This is a genomic window from uncultured Sunxiuqinia sp., from assembly GCF_963974515.1.
GTDB lineage: Bacteria > Bacteroidota > Bacteroidia > Bacteroidales > Prolixibacteraceae > Sunxiuqinia.
Genome location: NZ_CAXBDD010000042.1, coordinates 1 through 17,271 on the forward strand (window position 1 = coordinate 1; position 17,271 = coordinate 17,271).

General features: G+C 44.9%; 18 protein-coding genes and 1 tRNA gene. 9 read left to right on the plus strand and 10 right to left on the minus strand.

Annotated features, from left to right (window positions below; all coding sequences use genetic code 11):
- Together AAC033_RS10660 and AAC033_RS10665 are read left to right on the plus strand one after the other, a co-directional pair.
- On the plus strand, positions 1–645 hold a 645-nt coding region (locus AAC033_RS10660), incomplete at its 5' end, for a glycosyltransferase family protein (protein WP_339737876.1).
- Between the two features lie 126 nt (positions 646–771).
- Positions 772–1,773: a GyrI-like domain-containing protein gene (locus AAC033_RS10665; protein ID WP_339737878.1), complete on the plus strand. Its 1,002-nt coding sequence runs from the start codon at positions 772–774 to the stop codon at positions 1,771–1,773.
- Between the two features lie 2 nt (positions 1,774–1,775).
- On the opposite strand, the gene AAC033_RS10670 is transcribed toward AAC033_RS10665, so the two are convergent.
- From AAC033_RS10670 to crtD, 6 genes are read right to left on the minus strand one after another with little or no spacing between them, the layout of a single operon-like run.
- The gene (locus AAC033_RS10670; RefSeq protein ID WP_339737880.1) at positions 1,776–2,519 is read right to left on the minus strand and encodes a hypothetical protein; all 744 of its coding nucleotides are present in this window, start codon (positions 2,517–2,519) and stop codon (positions 1,776–1,778) included.
- On the minus strand, positions 2,492–3,595 hold the full coding sequence (locus AAC033_RS10675; protein WP_339737882.1) for a glycosyltransferase family 2 protein: 1,104 nt from the start codon (positions 3,593–3,595) through the stop codon (positions 2,492–2,494). Before AAC033_RS10675 ends, AAC033_RS10670 begins: the two co-directional genes overlap by 28 nt.
- A complete protein-coding gene (locus AAC033_RS10680; protein WP_339737884.1) occupies positions 3,588–4,196 on the minus strand; it encodes a lysophospholipid acyltransferase family protein in 609 nt (202 codons plus the stop codon). Before AAC033_RS10680 ends, AAC033_RS10675 begins: the two co-directional genes overlap by 8 nt.
- On the minus strand, positions 4,193–4,891 hold the full coding sequence (locus AAC033_RS10685) for a fatty acid desaturase (protein WP_339737886.1): 699 nt from the start codon (positions 4,889–4,891) through the stop codon (positions 4,193–4,195). The genes AAC033_RS10680 and AAC033_RS10685 overlap by 4 nt, the downstream gene beginning before the upstream one ends.
- Positions 4,888–5,535 carry a carotenoid biosynthesis protein gene (locus AAC033_RS10690; protein ID WP_339737888.1) on the minus strand — a complete coding sequence of 216 codons (648 nt, stop codon included), beginning with the start codon at positions 5,533–5,535 and terminating at the stop codon, positions 4,888–4,890. The genes AAC033_RS10685 and AAC033_RS10690 overlap by 4 nt, the downstream gene beginning before the upstream one ends.
- Complete coding sequence (gene crtD / locus AAC033_RS10695) at positions 5,532–7,004, minus strand: 1-hydroxycarotenoid 3,4-desaturase CrtD (protein WP_339737890.1); 1,473 nt, start codon at positions 7,002–7,004, stop codon at positions 5,532–5,534. Before crtD ends, AAC033_RS10690 begins: the two co-directional genes overlap by 4 nt.
- A gap of 176 nt (positions 7,005–7,180) precedes the next feature.
- Here crtD and crtI point away from each other — a divergent pair, with 176 nt between their 5' ends.
- The 3 genes from crtI to AAC033_RS10710 are packed head-to-tail and all read left to right on the plus strand — an operon-like array spanning position 7,181 to position 10,172.
- Entirely contained in the window at positions 7,181–8,665 is a 1,485-nt protein-coding gene (gene crtI, locus AAC033_RS10700; RefSeq protein WP_339737892.1) for a phytoene desaturase family protein, read from the plus strand.
- Positions 8,649–9,482, plus strand: coding sequence for a phytoene/squalene synthase family protein (locus AAC033_RS10705; protein WP_339737894.1), 834 nt, complete (start codon positions 8,649–8,651; stop codon positions 9,480–9,482). The genes crtI and AAC033_RS10705 overlap by 17 nt, the downstream gene beginning before the upstream one ends.
- Positions 9,483–10,172 (plus strand): lycopene cyclase domain-containing protein, encoded by a 690-nt coding sequence (locus AAC033_RS10710; protein WP_339737896.1) that lies wholly within the window; start codon positions 9,483–9,485, stop codon positions 10,170–10,172. It abuts the gene before it with no gap.
- Between the two features lie 190 nt (positions 10,173–10,362).
- Here the strand turns inward: AAC033_RS10710 and AAC033_RS10715 are convergent, their stop codons facing one another.
- Positions 10,363–10,881: a YhcH/YjgK/YiaL family protein gene (locus AAC033_RS10715; RefSeq protein ID WP_339737898.1), complete on the minus strand. Its 519-nt coding sequence runs from the start codon at positions 10,879–10,881 to the stop codon at positions 10,363–10,365.
- A 290-nt stretch (positions 10,882–11,171) separates the two neighbouring features.
- Here AAC033_RS10715 and AAC033_RS10720 point away from each other — a divergent pair, with 290 nt between their 5' ends.
- From AAC033_RS10720 to AAC033_RS10735, 4 genes are all read left to right on the plus strand, one after another.
- Positions 11,172–11,663, plus strand: a complete 492-nt coding sequence (locus tag AAC033_RS10720; protein WP_339737900.1) for a hypothetical protein — start codon at positions 11,172–11,174, stop codon at positions 11,661–11,663.
- Between the two features lie 74 nt (positions 11,664–11,737).
- On the plus strand, positions 11,738–12,277 hold the full coding sequence (locus tag AAC033_RS10725) for a hypothetical protein (RefSeq protein WP_339737902.1): 540 nt from the start codon (positions 11,738–11,740) through the stop codon (positions 12,275–12,277).
- Between the two features lie 125 nt (positions 12,278–12,402).
- A tRNA-Gln gene (locus tag AAC033_RS10730) sits at positions 12,403–12,475 on the plus strand.
- Positions 12,476–12,746: 271 nt separating this feature from the next.
- A complete protein-coding gene (locus tag AAC033_RS10735; RefSeq protein ID WP_339737904.1) occupies positions 12,747–13,025 on the plus strand; it encodes a hypothetical protein in 279 nt (92 codons plus the stop codon).
- Here AAC033_RS10735 and AAC033_RS10740 read toward each other — a convergent pair.
- The 3 genes from AAC033_RS10740 to AAC033_RS10750 form a co-directional block, all read right to left on the minus strand.
- Positions 13,018–13,320: a type II toxin-antitoxin system RelE/ParE family toxin gene (locus AAC033_RS10740; RefSeq protein ID WP_339737906.1), complete on the minus strand. Its 303-nt coding sequence runs from the start codon at positions 13,318–13,320 to the stop codon at positions 13,018–13,020. The genes AAC033_RS10735 and AAC033_RS10740 overlap by 8 nt on opposite strands.
- Complete coding sequence (locus tag AAC033_RS10745; protein ID WP_339737908.1) at positions 13,317–13,553, minus strand: type II toxin-antitoxin system ParD family antitoxin; 237 nt, start codon at positions 13,551–13,553, stop codon at positions 13,317–13,319. Before AAC033_RS10745 ends, AAC033_RS10740 begins: the two co-directional genes overlap by 4 nt.
- Before the next feature lie 390 nt (positions 13,554–13,943).
- The gene (locus tag AAC033_RS10750) at positions 13,944–17,261 is read right to left on the minus strand and encodes a DUF5107 domain-containing protein (RefSeq protein ID WP_339737910.1); all 3,318 of its coding nucleotides are present in this window, start codon (positions 17,259–17,261) and stop codon (positions 13,944–13,946) included.
- Positions 17,262–17,271: the final 10 nt, after the last annotated feature.

A 17,271-nucleotide genomic window follows, 5' to 3' on the forward strand; every position in this document is an offset into this window, starting at 1 on the left:
ATTGGCCTCAGTCACCAAAATGCTGTTTTGCACCCCGACGCTCCAATGCCTGCCAAGAGCAATGGTCTTGGAAAATTCATTCTGAAAAACTATGCCCCGGCCACCACAAAATATGGGTTTCATTTCCGCGCATTGGACAAGTTCAATTTCACTCCGGTGATCCGGTCAACCATTCGGCGGGCCAAGGTCACTTCGCGCGAGCATTTCACGGTCTACCTTCCGGCCTACAGTGACCGCGAAATTATTGACGTTCTGGCTTCTTTTTCTACCATCAAATGGGAAGTCTTCTCCAAACACTGCCAGCAGGCTTACCACCGTGGCAACATCAGCATTCACCCCGTGTCTCTTGCCAATTTCACAAAATCGTTTACCTCCTGCAAAGGGATTTTATGTACCGCTGGCTTTGAAACACCTGCCGAGGCCCTTTTTATGGGCAAAAAGCTTTGCGTCATTCCGATGAAAAACCAATTCGAACAAGCCTGCAACGCCGCCTTTCTGGAATCCATGGGAATTTTGGTTCTACCTGAGCTGAGAAATCAGCACGAAAAATTTCAGGCATGGCTACGTGAAAAACACCTTCAACAGATTGATTATCCGGACAAAACAAAAGAGATTATTGAAACGATCCTTGCTTCTCAAGGATAAAAATCCGGGAAAGATGAAAGGTCGCAGGCACAAGCGATCCCTTGATCAACGATATTCAACGATAATTTTGTATCTTTTTTCACAATTTCGTTGGATCAAAAAAACCAGTGCAATAAAAATTTACCTATGAAGACTTTCAAAAAATTTCTGTTAGGCCTTGCCATCGTACTCCTGGCCATGTTGGTTATCGCTTTCTTTCTGCCCCGCCAGGTGCATGTTGAACGAAAAGGCACCATCAATGCTCCGGCCAAGGTGGTTTTCAACCAGGTCAACAACCTTCATACCTGGGAGAAATGGGCCGTCTGGAACCAAATGGATCCGGACATGCAAGTGGAGTTTGAACATACCGGTATCGGGAAAGGTGCTGCGTACACCTGGGAAAGTGAGAACCCCAACCTGGGCTCGGGCAAGCTGACCATTACCGAATCGGTCCCTTACGATTCCATTGCTACGAAAATGAATTTCATGGAAGAAGGAATTTCAACCGGCTATTTCTTGTTTGAAGAAAAAAACGGACAGACAGAAATTACCTGGGCTTTTGATACCGATTTGGGAAACAATCCGGTTGCCCGATGGATGGGATTGTTTTTTGAGTCGATGATCGGACCCGATTTTGAGCAGGGAATTGAAAACTTAAAAATTGTGGCAGAGATCATTGTGCAGGAAGGGCGCCCGATCGTTGAAATTGTCCAGCTTCCGGAATTTAACTACATCAGTGTGCGTGATGAAGTGGAGCTGGAGGCTGTCTCGACGCAAATGGGACAAGTTTACAGCCAGCTGATGAACCTGATTGAGCGCCATGATTTGGTAATGACCGACATGCCCTTCGCCATCTATCACAAGATTGACGGCAACCGCATTGATCTGGAATGTGGCATACCGGTTGACTATGGCATTGACCCACAAGGAGCGGTTTTGTCCGGAAAAATGCCCTCGAGGACTTATGCTGTGGCCGACCATATCGGGTCGTACGAAAACCTGGATCAAACTCACAGTTTTATTCAACGCTGGATTCCGGAAAATGGCTTAAGCCTGGCTGGCAGCCCCATGGAAAAATACCTGACCGATCCGCAGCAACAGCCTGATGAATCGAAATGGGTGACGGTGATCTACTATCCTGTGCAGTAGGGCTAATCTAAGATTGTTGACGGCAGAAAATCGTCCAACCAGGGAAGCTGTCCATATTTTTTTTCGAGTAGTTGACGCGTTGACTGGTAAAGTTCGCGCTGCCCGGTTTCATAATATCCTTTCATAATAAATACCTGAACCAAGACTTTCAGGTAGTTGCACGCTTCGTCCTTTGATTCGAACAGCGCCAGCGACTTTTTGTAGGCTTCGATGGCTTGCTGCTTATCGCCTCCGAAAAGAGCCGGGCGGTTGTAAAGCGAATTCCCTGCCTCTAACCAGGCCATGGGCTCTTTGGGATCAAGCTTCAAAGCTTGCTGTACGGAAGCCTCTGCTTTGGGGCCCAAAAAAGGCGCCTTATACATTGCCAAGCCAATTTTGAATGCCTGAAAAGCCGACTGCAAGCTCAACAGCCTCGCATCGTTGGGATGCCGATCGAGTAGCTCTTCCAAGCGGCGATCGGCATCCTTCAACACCGGTTTAATCTTTCCATTTTGCTCCGTTCCAAAGTAATAGCCAATCAATCCGTAGCGGGCTTGGAGCGCCAGCAAAATCCACTCACGATCACCGGGATACTCCGCTTCTATTTCTTCGGCCCACTGAAGCCACTGGCTCATATCGCCTTCAAGATAAGCCTGAAAAAACTGACATCGATAGCTTTCCCGGTCGGCTCCGGAAGCCACAAAAGCCAGCATCAACAAAGCTACTGTCACAAAAGTCATTAACCCATGATGGTACGGTCTTTCCATGTTCCATTTTTTTTGATTCGAAGCCAGGCATTGCTAAAAATTAGATGCGCAAAAAATACGATGTGTAACGGATGGAGCAAAAGACTTGCCCCAAGCTTTTCGCGGCTGGCCCAGGAAACAGCCAGCCGGTTGATGATGAACAACACCAAATAAAACAGCAGCCCACTCCATCCCCAACTTAAAAACAGGGCAACTGGAGTGGCCAACAGGGAAATCCAAAACAGGACCATTAATACGCGGCTCCCAAAAAAGAACTCATGCACATTTCGCGAAAACCCTTGCAAGCTTTCCCGGTAGCTTTGGTACATACGACAAAAAACATCATTATTTCCCAACAAAACAGCAACCCGCTGCCCTTCTTTCTTCAGGGCACGAACAATCAGAATATCTTCGACATAACAAGATTTAACCTTTTTGTGCCAAAAGGTTTTTTTATACAGCCGCGTATCAAACAGCATAAACTGTCCATTGCCCGCTGCAAACAGCGGGTTTTTCAGTTTCCGAACAGCAACCAACGGCAGCAGATTCAACAAGGCCCAGTTCATAAATGGAACGGTTATTCTTTCCGAGATACCGGGCATCAGCTGGCGCGGAAAAATAGTCAGCAGAGCAAGTTGTTTCGCCTGAACAAAAGCCAAGGCTTTCTGCAAAACCTGGCTTGCCAAGGTAACATCAGCATCGACAAACAGCAAATAGTCGCCTGTTGCTTTTTTTGCCAATTGGTGACAGGCGTAGTTTTTCCCGGTCCACGATGGTGGAAGAGGTTCACCCTGAAAGTACCGGATGCGATCATCCTTCGCGCTCCATGCTTCCAACACCTGCCTGGTACTGTCGGAAGAGTGATCGTCGCAAACCCAGACCTCAACATCCTGATAATCGAGCCGAAGAATCGAATCCAAAAGTCGCGGAAGGTTCTCCTCCTCGTTTCTGGCTGGTATCAAGATCGAGACCTTTCCGCTCACCTGATCCTTCGGGTCTGGCAAGTAGGGCTTGCTGCCCGCGTTGACCAAAGCCACCAAGGTTCTCAAAACAAATAAAGTCAGCAAAGCAGATGATATCAGCAGCAAATTACTCATGTTGATTTTTAATGCATTGGTTACGAAACTCGTTGTAGGCTTTTTCTAATGCTTCGTTTGTTTTAGCGCCTTCGTAATATTTCAAATGAAAATGAACGACCGATCTTGGCTGACTAAAATAATCGACCAGGCTAACGCAGAAACACACCTGAACATCCGCCTTCGATTTCTTCAAAATCCAGGAGGCACCGCTTTCAAAGGTCACAGGGGATCGATGTTGCGATTGAATTTGTCCCTGCGGATACAAACAAACCAGCTTGTTCGGATCGTCAAGCAAAGCAGCGGCATAGTGCAGGCTTTCGATCAGTTCGCGTGAATCCTTGCGAACCGAAAACGCCCCACACCGGTTGATGAACATCCGCTTACGCAACTGCTCCTCCAGCATCATCACATGAAATTTTCGTTTGAAGACCCGCTTGCTCAGGTAAAAAGACCAATAGCCATCCCACCAACTAAAATGATTTTGTAGCAGAAGAATGGATTTCCCCTTATCGGGAACTTCGCCATGAATCTCAATTCCGCGAAACTGAAAGAACATGCACAGTCGGAAATAAAGATCAAAAAACCAAATGGTCAGCGGATCGTGATTTGAGTGAATCATGCCGGGACCTCTCCTTTCCGTTTATCTCTTTCACGGTAGAGCTGCCACCACGGAATGCGGGGAATCTCGTGATGTTCCCAATGGTAGCCAAAAAAGTAACAACTCAACATGGCCCACCAATGTGGCCCACGCTGGCTTCGTGCCCGGTGGGGTTGCATGCTCTCTGAATGCGGTTCGCGATGTGGCAGGTAGGTCCCCACAAAAAACAGCTGGAACGTGGCCAGTACGGCCGGAACAATCCAAAAAACAACCAACTCGGGCACCTCAATCCAGATTTTCAGAATATTGAAAGCCACGGCCATAAACAGAAATTGCCAAATGGTGGCGTATCGCTTCAGAAAAACAAACCACCAAACGAAGAAATTCTGCGAACGAATATAATAATCCGGATCTTTTTCAGTCGCCGGAAACTGGTGGTGCAAATAATGGTTGGTCCGTAGCTTTTGATACGAAAGTCCGGCAAACAGCAGGGATGAAATCCAGCCAAACAAATTATTCAGGCTTTGTTTCCTGCTGATCAGCCCATGCATGGCATCGTGTCCGGTAATGAACAGCCCGGTGTACAAATAAGCCTGCACGGCCACATGAAAGTAAGTCCACACCGAACTGGCATCAGCTTGCAAAAAAATCAAGCTGTAAGTCAAATGTGCCAGCCAGAAAAGCAACACCACAATCGCAATCAAAACGCCCATCATGTCAATTTTAAAATGATATTTAAACCAAGAAAAAATACGAATTGAACCAACAGAATCCAAACAGCCAGCCGGTTATTTAGCTGTAAACGTGTCGCCCGCATCAAGGCAAAAATCAATACCGACACCAGGTACCAATCCACATAGTTCTTCAGTGGAATTTGTTCCGTTTCCCACGACCACATGTTCAAGGCGGTAGCCACGGGCTCCATTACAAAATCGAAAGCAACCATCAGCAAAGCGCCCACGAGAGGAAAATACCAGCGCAGGTTGATCTTGCGGAAGAGAACAAAAACACCGTAGGCCAAAATCAACCAATTGATGCCAATCAGCAAAGGTGTGTTGAGCAACTGAACGCCGAGAGCCGGCCCGTATTCATATTCGCCAAACAACAGCCCGGTATTCACACCAACCAGCTCGGTCACAAATCCGATCAAAGCAACAATGGCCAGTATCAAGGCCGTTTTTACTGACCACGTCTGTTGAAAAAACAGTAGCAGGATGGTTGTCAGCAACAGATTTACGGGAGTGAGAAAAACAAAAAGCGGGTAGGTGGCTTCAACCGAAAAACCCAAGACGCCAACCACATAAAGGATGGCAATCACAATTTTAACCGAATGGATCACGGCAGGATTTTCTTTCATCATCGTTTCATTTTTTCTTCCACCATTTCAGCTACAATTTTGGCCGACGACAAGCACAACGGGATTCCGCCGCCCGGATGCACACTTCCACCCACAAAATACAGGCCCGGCAAATCGTCCCGGAAATTGGCATGCCGGTTGAAAGCCGCAAACGGACTATTGGAACTCGGTCCATACATGGCCCCCTGGAACGACCCAGTCTGGTTTTCGATGCTCACAGGGTCAAGCACTTCTTCGAATAAAATCTGCTCTTCAAGCTGTTCACCCAGCTGGCGATTCAACTTCGCTATAATCTCTTGGCGAACCGCAGCCTTCAGCTTCGCCCAATCTTGTCCGGCATGGGCAGGCGCATTCACCATCACAAACCAGTTTTCCATTCCTTCAGGCGCATCGGTTTCGACTTCCTTACAACTGATAAACACGTAAACCGTAGGATCGTTTGAAATCGTTTTCTTTTCGAAAAGGCATGCAAACTCCTCCTGATAGTTTTTGCTGAAAAAAATGTTGTGCAAATCCAGCTTCGGAAAGCGCTTTTTCATGCCCCAATAAAAAATCAAAGCTGATGATGACGCTTCCCTTCGCTCAATTTTTTGCAAGCGCTTTTTATCCGGAAGCAATTCGGAATAGAATTGATGAATGTCGATGTCGCTGACCACCACCTCAAAATTCCGCTCCAATCCATTCACCCGAATCCCCTTTAAATGCCCGTCCCCGGAAAGAAGCTCGTCAACCGGCGTGTTAAAATGAAACTTAACGCCTAATCGCCTGGCCTGTTCGAAGAGTGAATCAACAATTTGATACATGCCTTGCTTTGGAAAGTAGGCGCCCAACTGGTGCTCCAAATGCGAAATCACACTCAAGGTGCCCGGCGTTTTGTATGGATTGGATCCGTTGTAAGTCGCGTAACGGTCAAACAATTGCACCAGCCGGCTATCGGGAAATGCCCTCACATTGGTTTGATGCAGCGTCGAGAAAGTTTTCAAACGGAAAAACTGAAGCAGCCGCTTGACATTTTGCCAGGTCAGCAGGTTCCCGAACCGATGGAAGGAATTGAAAATAAATACCGGTGCCGTCAACTGGTAAATTTTTTCGGCCTGCTTCAGGTAATCCAACACTCCCGATGCCGGCATCCCAGTCTTCTGCGCCACCTCGTCAGCAAACCGCTTCACATCTGCAAAGGCTGTTAGTTGCGTTCCATCTTCAAAAAAATATTGGGTGATGACCTCCAGCTTCCGGTAGTCGAACTTCAAATCATCATCCAGCAGCTCATCAACCAAGCCGGGCAAGGTAAACAACGACGGTCCCTTGTCGAAGCGAAAGCCCGCCTGCCTAAACTCACTGATTTTTCCACCCGGATGGGCCGCTTGCTCAAATACCTCAACCAGCAAGCCTAAACGCGCCAAACGAATGGCAGCAGCTAATCCGCCAATTCCCGCACCAATAACTGCAGCTGTTGATCTGTTCTGATTCATTTCTTCGTAACTTTAAAGCAAGGCGACTCAAAGGTTTGATTTTGCCTCAGCAAGTTAGCCTTTCAAATTCAACATCAAAATAGCCTGTCGACTTTCGGCAAGCAAAAAAAGTTTCCAATACTTAAAACATTTTACGACTAAATTGTTTAATAACTTAAAGAAATACTTAAACAAAAATGAATAAAAAAGTATTGATCATCGGGACAGGATTGGCAGGACTATCTACGGCGCTGAGACTATCGACTGATGGCTACCAAGTTGAGATGGTTGAAAAATACCACCGCCCGGGAGGCCGGCTGAATTTATTGGAGAAAGACGGGTTTAAATTCGACATGGCGCCCACTTTTTTCAGCATGAGTTATGAGTTTAAAGAACTGGCTGATTATTGCAAGATTAAAATGCCCTTTGAATTTGTCGAATTGGATCCGCTATACTCTGTTCACTTTGAAGGAGATGATCGTTCTTATTTGATCCACAAAAACCTAAAAAAGCTTGCCGAAGAGTTCAAGGAAATCGAGCCCGGGCTGGAAAAAAAACTGGAGCGTTTTCTGAAATCGGCCGGCGAAATTTTCCATGACACGGAAAACATTGTCATCAAACAAAATTTTGACAGCCTGCTGGGTTATTTACTTCAGTTAACCCGCGTGCCCCTGAAACATGCGCCCAAGATGTTTTATTCGATGTGGCGCGAGATGGAAAAGAACTTTGATTCGTTTGAAGTGAAGGTCATTTTCTCGCTGGTTGGCTTTTTCCTGGGCGCCACGCCTTTCGATACCCCGGCTGTTTACTCCATGCTTAACTACACCGAACTGGTGCACGATGGATATTATAATGTGAAAGGCGGCATGTACAAGATTGTGGAGGGCATGGTTAAAGAACTTGAGCAGCGGAAGGTCAAAATGCACTATGGAGTGGAAATTGAGCGCTTTGAAAAAACCGACCACCAGATTTCAGCCTTCTATGACCAAACCGGTAAAAAGTGGGAGGCTGACTTATTTGTCGTCAATGCAGATGCTGCTTCCTTCCGTGGACAAATTCTTCAACGTAAAAAATACTCCCAAAAAAAATTGGATCAGAAAAAATGGACTTTAGCTCCGCTCACCATTTATTTGGGGCTTGACACCAAGGTGATCAACATGTATCATCACAATTATTTTCTGCGACGAAATTTTGAGGAATATGCCGGAAAGATCTTCAAGAACACCATTAAACTCGATAAACCTTATTACTACGTCAACATCCAGTCGATGCACAACCCGGCTTATGCCCCCGAAGGGAAAGAAAGCATCTTTATTTTATGTCCGGTTCCGGACCTCCGCTACAAAGCCAACTGGGACGATGCCGAAGAAATTGCCGATGCCATTATCGCAGATATGGGTGAACGAACCGGCTTTGACTTTGCCGGACACACGGAATCACGATCGGTCTATTCGCCCAAAGACTGGGAGAGCGCGTTCAACCTGTACCAGGGCAGTGGCTTGGGTTTGGCCCACGATCTCAACCAAGTAGGTGGTTTCAGACCTTCGAATAAAGATGAAGAATTCAAAAACCTATACTACGCCGGCGCATCAACGGTGCCAGGAACCGGCCTGCCAATGACTGTGATTAGTTCAAGATTAGTAACCCAACGAATATTAAAAGACCATGGAACTTTATCGTAAAAACAACCTGGATTGTAGTCGAATCACAACCCAAAATTACAGCACTTCCTTTTCGCTGGGTGTTCGCATGCTGAATAAAAAATACCGCTCCGGAATCTACAGCATCTATGGTTTTGTGCGCTATGCCGACGAAATTGTGGATACCTTTTTTGAGCAAAATCAGGAAGAGATTTTTGCTGAGTTTAAGCTGGAAACGTTTAAAGCTATTGAGCGCAGATTCAGCATCAACCCAATTCTCGACAGCTTTCAGGATGCTGTTCACCGCTACCAAATAGATTCGGAATTGATTCACGCGTTTTTATACAGCATGGAAATGGATTTGCACAAAACGACTTACGATCCGCTTTTACTGAAAACCTACATCTACGGATCGGCCGAAGTGGTTGGATTGATGTGCCTGCGCGTGTTTTATGCCAATGAACCTGAGCAGTATGAACAACTGGTCGCACCGGCCCGCAAGCTTGGAGCCGCATTTCAGAAAGTAAACTTTCTGCGCGATGCTCAAGATGATTTCGAAAATAAAGGCCGTGTGTATTTTGAGAATATTGATTTTAACCAGTTTGATGCTGAAACCAAAGCACAAATTGAGCGGGAAATTGACCGTGATTTCGCTGACGCATTTCAAGGGCTAAAAACGCTGAAAAAAGAAGTGCGTTTTGGAGTCTACCTGGCCTATATCTATTACATACGACTGTTCCGAAAAATCAAAAAGGCACATCCTTCTCAGATTTTGAGAAAGCGTTACCGGGTTTCCAATCCAAAAAAAATGTATCTTTTGGCCAATGCTTATCTGAAAAACGCTTTTAATATTTTGTAGATGGATTTACAAGCCTTCACGTATGCAGGTTTGCTGCTGGCAACCATTGCCGTTCCGCTAGCCCTGAGTTTCGATAAAAACGTTCATTTTTGGACCCGGTGGAAATACTTGTTCCCGGCTATTCTGATTACGGCTGTCGTATTTATTTATTGGGATATCCAATTTACTGCTGCCGGCATTTGGAGCTTTAACCACCACTACGTTGTGGGCGCTTTTTTTTACGGATTGCCGGTTGAAGAGTGGCTGTTTTTCCTGATTGTTCCTTATGCCTGCATCTTCATTTATGAGGTTCTTAAGTTTTATTTTCAGCCGTATGAATTTCCAAACGTGTTTGTGGCTATCAGTCTGGTTTTGATTGTGGTTTTTGCGACGGTCAGCTGGTTCAACCGCGGCCAGCTCTACACCTTTTTTAACTTTTTGTTTGCAGCTATCTTTTTGGGCTATGTCATTTTCCGTAACCGTTTCAAGCAGCACCTCACCAAGTTTTACGGCACCTATCTGATTGTGCTACTCCCCTTTCTACTCGTTAACGGCGTACTGACATCCCTGCCGGTGGTCGAATATCACAGCAGCCACATCCTCAACATCCGGGTATTTACCATCCCCATCGAAGATTTTGGCTACTTGTTTTTGTTGCTCTTAATGAATCTCTCTATCTACGAAACCCTGAAGAGCCAGCGCTTCTACTAAATTCAACCGGAGGTGTGACGAATGAATTTATAACCACGACTATTCGCAAGACTACCTCATGCCAATAAAGGTCGTTGAGTTGTCTTGAAACGACCAATGAAACTTATTACCAAGTCCGACAGAAAAAACAGGTGTGTAACCGGCCTGCCATATCTTTACAACAACCGCCAGATCAACAACAAAACTCTAATCAAGATACTGCGATTTTAATCACCAACTTTTTCACAGGTTTCGATTCTTCTATCCGTATTCCCGGCCGGTGTACATCTTCTGGAAAAAACAAAAAGAAACAACTTGGGCTGGCTGTAAAATACTCCCCATCCTGATCGCCAAAAAAGATTAAGTCTCTATTTTCATCATACGCCTGCGGTGAAATGGCATTGGACAACGGCAACTGCCCCATTCTTTCCTCACCATCAATCAGGTACTGCAAATCGATGTATTTCCGGTGAGCCTCCCATTTCGCTTCTTCCGGCTCTTTGGTTGAGTATTCCGACACCATGGCAAAAACCTGATCGCCAACTATCGGATACTTTCCAACAGCCATCGATTTCAAATCCCTTTTTAGGAAATCAAAAATCGCTTTCCACCATTCCGGATGATTATGAAAATGTCTATAAAACTCAGCAATATCTATTGAAGCATGCGCCTTAATATCGTCTTCGGCCAACCAGCCGCCCCGATGAAACCATACTTGTTCTTTACTCATTTCTTTCAATTTAAGGTCACTGACCTGTGATATATTTTTTTAACCATTCTTTCTTAACGACATTGCAGCCTTGAAATTGCAGCTTGCACGTTAACATTTAAATCAGCTGTTTTGTCGGTGTAAAGGTAGAAAAAAGTATGTATTCGTGCCGCCAAAACTGGACACAAATCTATGTTAAGCAATTGTGAACCTAAAAGTTAAGAAATAATAAAATCGTCCTAATTCTGAATCGCTTACTAAAACATTTTCGCAACTTTACAGTTGTAAGTCATGATAACAATGTTCAAAGAATGGATTTTTTCGGCATCATTAAATTAATTCATGTTTTTCTTCTGGCAACTGTAAAGTACTCGGTTACTTTCCCTTATGCTTTGCTTATTGGGCTCAATGAGACCCAGGCTATTATTGCTGTAACGGTAGGTGGAATCAGTGGTTTTTTCTTTTTTTACTACCTGAGCTCAGCGCTGCTTCGTTTGCTGAAACGCCGCAAAACCAAGATTATTGGCTTCTTCAATACACAATTCAATATCGACCTGAGTCGGTTTTTACGAAAATGGAAACCCCGTTTTTCCGGCTCCATGAAAAAGAAGCGCTTGTTTGTACGATTTCGCAACCGATATGGCTTTGTTGGGATTATCATTGCCACCCCCGTCCTTTTAAGTATTCCGATTGGCGCTTTTCTGCTGAATCGCTACTATTCAAGAAAGAAATACGTTTTTGCCTACATGATTCTGTCTATTTTGGGCTGGTCGTTGCTTTTTTCGGCCATTGTTACTATTTAATGCACTTTTGCGCCTGGTCGTTTCTTGCAATTTCACAAAGCCTTATCTTTGGTTATTCTTTTTGAATGACATTGATGAAACAAACAGATTTTTATGACCTGTTAGGCACTTGGGAAAACATCTATCTACTGATTGATTACCTGATTGAATACCCAGATAAAATTGGAGATTTGATGCATATTGGACTGAATGACTCCAAAAAGGCAAGCTGGCGGGCTATTTGGATCATTGATAAAGTCCATGAAAAGAGACCGGAGCTGGTTCGCCCGTATATTCCCCAGTTTATTGAGGCCTTATCGTTTATTTCGAATGAAAGTAAGCTCCGTCACCTGCTCAAGCTAATCAGCCTGAATCCGATCCCTGAAGATCAACTAAGCAAGCTTTGGGACTACGGATTAAACATCCTGACCGATGCTTCGCAACCGATTGCCATTCGAGTACATGCGATGCAGTTGCTTTTTGAAATCTCAGAGAGCATCCCTGAGTTCAAACCCGAGCTCATTCAGCTGATTGAACACGAAATAGAGTTTCATGGTTCTGCCGGAATCAAATCGCGTGGGAGAAAGCTGCTACAAAAGCTTTTTCAGGCAATCCAGAACACCAGTGGACACTAAATACTCATTATCAAATGCCTCCAGATGAAACTTTCACAATGCCCGATTTTTTTCATTGAAAAAGGCTTGGGATTTGATTTTTTTTATATTTTTGCAGCGTCTTTAAAGAAAAGACACTGAATGATTGACCCGTGGTGTAACTGGCAACACGTCTGATTTTGGTTCAGAAGAGTCCAGGTTCGAGCCCTGGCGGGTCAACAAAAAGGAAATACAAACAACAGCAAAAGCACTTAAGACACTGATTTTAAGTGCTTTTTTATTTAACCGTGCTCCATTAAAATCCATATTTGGTCAAAGTAAGCGAGGCCAAATCGAGACCTATTGTATTCCGCCGAAAATAGGGGCTCAGCAAATCTCATAACTCTCTAATCATTTAGATGGACAGGAAGCTGATGGAAACCATCCGGAAAGTGTACAGCCAACAAAAAAGAAGTATGAAAACAAAACCCATCAATGCCAGGACCGCATTGTGAACCTTTTCCAGCCCAATATTCGTCCGATTGTCCGGGAAAAAGACAAGGCAAAAACGGAATTCGGGGCAAAAATCAAGATCGGCGAGGTGAACGGGGTCTGCCGGATAGACCGCTTCAGCCAGGATGCCTATAATGGGAGCACAGGCATGAAAAAGCAGGTGGAGAATTTTAAACACACCTATGGCTTCTATCCCAGGGTACTGCTTGGAGATCAGATTTTCCTGACAAGGAACAACAGCTGGATACTACTACCCCTCTTCCCGAAAGTCAGATAAACTTTATTATATCCCTGCTACCATGCAGAATTCGCACAATACGGATATGGCTTTTCAGGACGCGGTAGTATATGGTATGGCTTCCTTTGACAAAACTTCTTAACCCGTCTCTGATTTCGTCCCGTTTTCGTCCAAGCCCGGGATTAGCCGCCAGGCCCAAAAATACCTCCTCAAACCCATTGACATAGGAAACAGCCTGATCACTCCCAAACTCACCCGCAGTAGAATCGAATATATCTTCCAGGTCGCGGTCAGCCTCCAGGGAAAGCCTGTATCTGAAACCAGTTTTGCTCATTCCGGTTTATACATTTTCGCTTTAGCTTTGACAATGTCTCCCACGCTACGTTCGCTTGAAGGGCTGTCCCATCCCTTGGCAATTTCAGCACGTAACTCCTCTAACACTTTATTGCGGTACAATTCATGCAAGCGCAGGGCTTCGCGTACAACTTCACTGGCGTTCTGATAATCCCCGCTTGATACTTGCGCCGCAATGTATTGTACTTGTTTTTCTGTGAAACTTACATTCATGATCTTACCTTTTTTATTTTGCAAAGATACTAACGATGTCCATATTTACCAAATATGGACATGCAGAAAAATGCTATTCCGTTAGAAAATTTGAATCGTTCATATTATTTCTACTTTTCTACTTTAACAAATTTAAATTCTTTTATACGAGTTATTTATGTCCCGCTGCCTTATTTTGTGACGTTGGTGCATTTGGTCAAAAAACTGTTCTTCGGTCATTTCTTTATAGAGCTTGTAGACGAACCATTTCTTGATGTCGTTGGCCGAAAGGAGCGGAAGTTCCTCGAAGTTTCGTAGTTTTTCCTTGAGTATAAACGAAGAAACCATAAAGTTCAAATAAAATCAACACTTTAAAGCCTTTTTCTAATCTGTTAAAGTAGATCTAAATGGCTAAATTGTTTCCAACTCAACCTTTGCCCATAGATTACTATAAGACAGCTCTACGGCTTTCTCCAAATCTTCCTTCGCCTGCTTTGTTTTGCCGAGGCCTTTATTGGCCAGTCCCCTGATTGTAAAGTATCTTGATCTCCTGACATCCTCAGCTTCACGCTCGCCAAAAATAACCCCGGTTTCTGATCCCTCTGAGTCTTTTAATTGTTGGGATGCTTCAGCAATCATTGATTGAAAAACGTCGCGAGCCTTGTCTTTCGCATTGAGTTTCAAATAACTTAACCCCTGATAATAAGCCATTATATTGATGTTTCTTATGGACTCCTGGCCAACTGCCCGTTTGAAAAAGTCGTCCGCCTGACTCTGGTTGCCAAGGGCTTCGTGGGCCAATCCAATGTAATAGTTCACCTGAATATCCCGATTTCCAAACCGAGCGCTGCCCGCTTCCTCCTGAGGAACCTGTGCCTCAAGAAAATAATGCAGGGCCTGCTCAAAGTCGTCCTTTTCAAGATAGTCTTTGCCCAGCATCAATTGTGCATCAATCATAATCTCACGCACCCTGGACGATCCTTCACGATATGCAAACTCCACACCTTCCAAATATTCCACAGCCTGTTTTGCCCGACCAGCGAGCGTAAGGACTGCAATTTGCCGGATAAAAGCATCATCCCGGTTTTTCACGACCTCATGGTTCCCTTCAAAAAGCTTCAATCTGGTTTCAATGGGGGCATTATTCAACTCATATAAAGCGTCTAATTCGGTGTAGTAAATAGCTTCATGTTGATTGAGTGAGATCGCTTCTTCGTAGTAGGAAATTGCATTTGACAAATCTTCATAATGCCGGTAATATCCCCATCCGAGGTTCCGGAAAGCCATAGCAAGCGTCGGACTATGCCTCACCGCATTCTGCCAGTTTTCAATGGCAATCTCCGGTTGCTTTTCATACAAAATATTTCCAATGTAGTAAAAAGCCTTGCCGTCATCCGGTTGATGCTCAAGTGCTGTTTTTAAGACTTCAACGGTTTCAAGACGATGTGGAAAAACATAATCAATCGGCTGCTCTGCCGCTTCTTTGAAATACTTCAAGGCCTGCCCGCTATTTCCATTTTTATCATAAATATACCCGAGGTAGTAATCAAACAACGGATTGTTTCCTTTGTATCGAAGCAGAACAGATTCAGCTTCGGTCAGCAATCCATCGTTTAAATACCCTACGGCAAGTTCAAGGCAGTTCTCATCAAAATCGCCCATCTTTTCCTCAATCATTTCCAACAGTTGATTTGCTTGATCAAGGTCTCCCGAAGCTTTCCGAATCAGATAATACTCATTTTGAAGTCTGAAGTCAAGCGGATCAGACTCACGAATCGTCTCCAGACTAGCCAAAGCTCCGTTATAATCCCCCATTCGCCGCTGAATCGATGCCTTGAGTGCAATCGCTCTGTTGTTCCGGGCGTTGGTCCACAAGGATTCATTTATTTGATCAAGCGCCCGGGGAAAATCAGCTTGCATGGACGATAGCTGCGCCAACTGAAAATAGGCTGCCGAGTGATACGCATAGTCCCACGCTGCCCGATAGAGTGTGTCAACGGCAGCATCATACAGCCCTAACGCCCGAAGCGTCAATCCCTGCAGATACAAGGCCTCGCCGTTAGACGGACGCGTATAATCTTTCATCAAACGTTTAATGGCTTTGCTAAAATAGTTCCTGGCTGTTTTGTAATCTCCATTTTTTAGGTAATGATTTCCGACCGCGGTATTCGAACGAATATCCCCGGGGTCCCGATTCAACGCCTCCAAATACCAATCCATTTCATTGTACCGGGGAGCATAAAACTGCTCCACGCGCTTCCCTGTCAAATACAGTTCTTCAACGGTTTCAAGCTCCTCCGGAGCAGGATACCCTTGCCATTCCTCCGGAAGTTCGTCCACCGGAGTCTGCTCAACAGGCTGATAAGCAATCAGCCGGCTGTCGCTGGCATCATCGACCAACTCCGTATAAAGATCAGTCAGTTTAAAATATCCATCCAGGCTGATTGTCTCAGCAAAAGGCTTGTCCGGAGAAATCTCAACATGTTTTTCAAAAACAATCTGGTCTTTATTCTTTAAGACAACCTTCACCTGTTTGATTTTCTGAGTTGAATAATACCCCAAAAACACCTTGTTTCCTTCTTCCTTCTCCAAGTTGACCGCACCATTCAGATTGGCATTTTTAAACCCTTTGATCCCCCGAACCGGGTACCAATACTGCTCCCAGCGCTTTACTTCATAGGGACTGATCCAGCTATAGTCCGGCTGGTTATCGGAGTAAGCTCCTACCATAATTTCAACATAAGGCCCGTCATCCTCGGTTAACCGCGATTCGGTGGCCTGCCCCCGGGCTCCGGATCCCCACTGCCACAATTTTGCTCCCTTCACAATATTGTGATCCCCAACGTGCACCGTACCCGAGTTTTTGCCATGGTCGTATCCCCCCATGAAATCTTCCTGTAAATCATGTACAAAGAAAGAATTGGATTCCTTGGTATTCTTCCACCAGCTAATATCAACTCCCTCTGTAAAATCTGAACCACGATACTTTTCCGTTGAAATCGGCCAATGGGTAAAATCTGTTTTTGAGTGGTAAACGGCCACTTGGGCACTGGGCGGAAAAATCGTTTGGTAATTTTCATTGGTATGTGCTGCCACATTGGCCCAATACAAAAAACTATGGGTGTAAGGAGACGCGTTGTGAATCCTTCCAACGGTTTTGAAATAAGATTTCCCAGGAAAAACAGTGACTCCAATCGTCCATCGCATCCCATGCCGCGGCTCATATTCTCCTACCCAAACGGTTTTACTTCCATCTTCGTTTTCCGTCGTCGTATAATCAACCGGAAGGTAGGTTGATGCCCGGTGATGATGAAGAACGCACCATTCAATTCCTCCCGAAACCCAGGCCCCGGTCATTCCAATATTGGACGGTTTGACCACATTATTTTTGTAAACAAAATGGTAATCATTGGTCTTATCGGTAGCATAGTAAAGCTTGCCCCCTATATCGGGTGTAATCCCCAACTCAATGTATTCGTTTTCAAGAACCAGGGTTTTCCACGCCTTTTCTATGCGCTCATTGGTGTATTGATCATTCTGAGCCAAGGGATAGTAGTGCCGCGAAGCTCCCTGGAAAGCCTCATTTCTGAAAAAGATGGGGCTTTTCTCTGCCGGTGCAACAGGATAGGTCGGCATGACGATCGATTTTTCTTTCAGCGTGACTTCTGATTGCGCAGACACCATTTGCACAGCGACTAAAAATATAACTATAAAAAAATAACGTTTCATGATACAATAC

Excerpts from the sequence above, each read along its gene's own strand:
- AAC033_RS10725 (WP_339737902.1), top strand. The coding sequence starts at position 11,738 with ATGAAACAAACAGATTTTTATGACCTGTTAGGCACTTGGGAAAACATC.
- crtI (WP_339737892.1), top strand. The coding sequence starts at position 7,181 with ATGAATAAAAAAGTATTGATCATCGGGACAGGATTGGCAGGACTATCT.
- AAC033_RS10680 (WP_339737884.1), bottom strand. The coding sequence starts at position 4,196 with ATGATTCACTCAAATCACGATCCGCTGACCATTTGGTTTTTTGATCTT.
- AAC033_RS10685 (WP_339737886.1), bottom strand. The coding sequence starts at position 4,891 with ATGATGGGCGTTTTGATTGCGATTGTGGTGTTGCTTTTCTGGCTGGCA.
- AAC033_RS10745 (WP_339737908.1), bottom strand. The coding sequence starts at position 13,553 with ATGAATGTAAGTTTCACAGAAAAACAAGTACAATACATTGCGGCGCAA.
- AAC033_RS10690 (WP_339737888.1), bottom strand. The coding sequence starts at position 5,535 with ATGATGAAAGAAAATCCTGCCGTGATCCATTCGGTTAAAATTGTGATT.
- AAC033_RS10670 (WP_339737880.1), bottom strand. The coding sequence starts at position 2,519 with ATGGAAAGACCGTACCATCATGGGTTAATGACTTTTGTGACAGTAGCT.
- AAC033_RS10750 (WP_339737910.1), bottom strand. The coding sequence starts at position 17,261 with ATGAAACGTTATTTTTTTATAGTTATATTTTTAGTCGCTGTGCAAATG.
- AAC033_RS10665 (WP_339737878.1), top strand. The coding sequence starts at position 772 with ATGAAGACTTTCAAAAAATTTCTGTTAGGCCTTGCCATCGTACTCCTG.
- AAC033_RS10705 (WP_339737894.1), top strand. The coding sequence starts at position 8,649 with ATGGAACTTTATCGTAAAAACAACCTGGATTGTAGTCGAATCACAACC.
- AAC033_RS10715 (WP_339737898.1), bottom strand. The coding sequence starts at position 10,881 with ATGAGTAAAGAACAAGTATGGTTTCATCGGGGCGGCTGGTTGGCCGAA.
- AAC033_RS10710 (WP_339737896.1), top strand. The coding sequence starts at position 9,483 with ATGGATTTACAAGCCTTCACGTATGCAGGTTTGCTGCTGGCAACCATT.
- AAC033_RS10740 (WP_339737906.1), bottom strand. The coding sequence starts at position 13,320 with ATGAGCAAAACTGGTTTCAGATACAGGCTTTCCCTGGAGGCTGACCGC.
- AAC033_RS10720 (WP_339737900.1), top strand. The coding sequence starts at position 11,172 with ATGGATTTTTTCGGCATCATTAAATTAATTCATGTTTTTCTTCTGGCA.
- AAC033_RS10675 (WP_339737882.1), bottom strand. The coding sequence starts at position 3,595 with ATGAGTAATTTGCTGCTGATATCATCTGCTTTGCTGACTTTATTTGTT.
- crtD (WP_339737890.1), bottom strand. The coding sequence starts at position 7,004 with ATGAATCAGAACAGATCAACAGCTGCAGTTATTGGTGCGGGAATTGGC.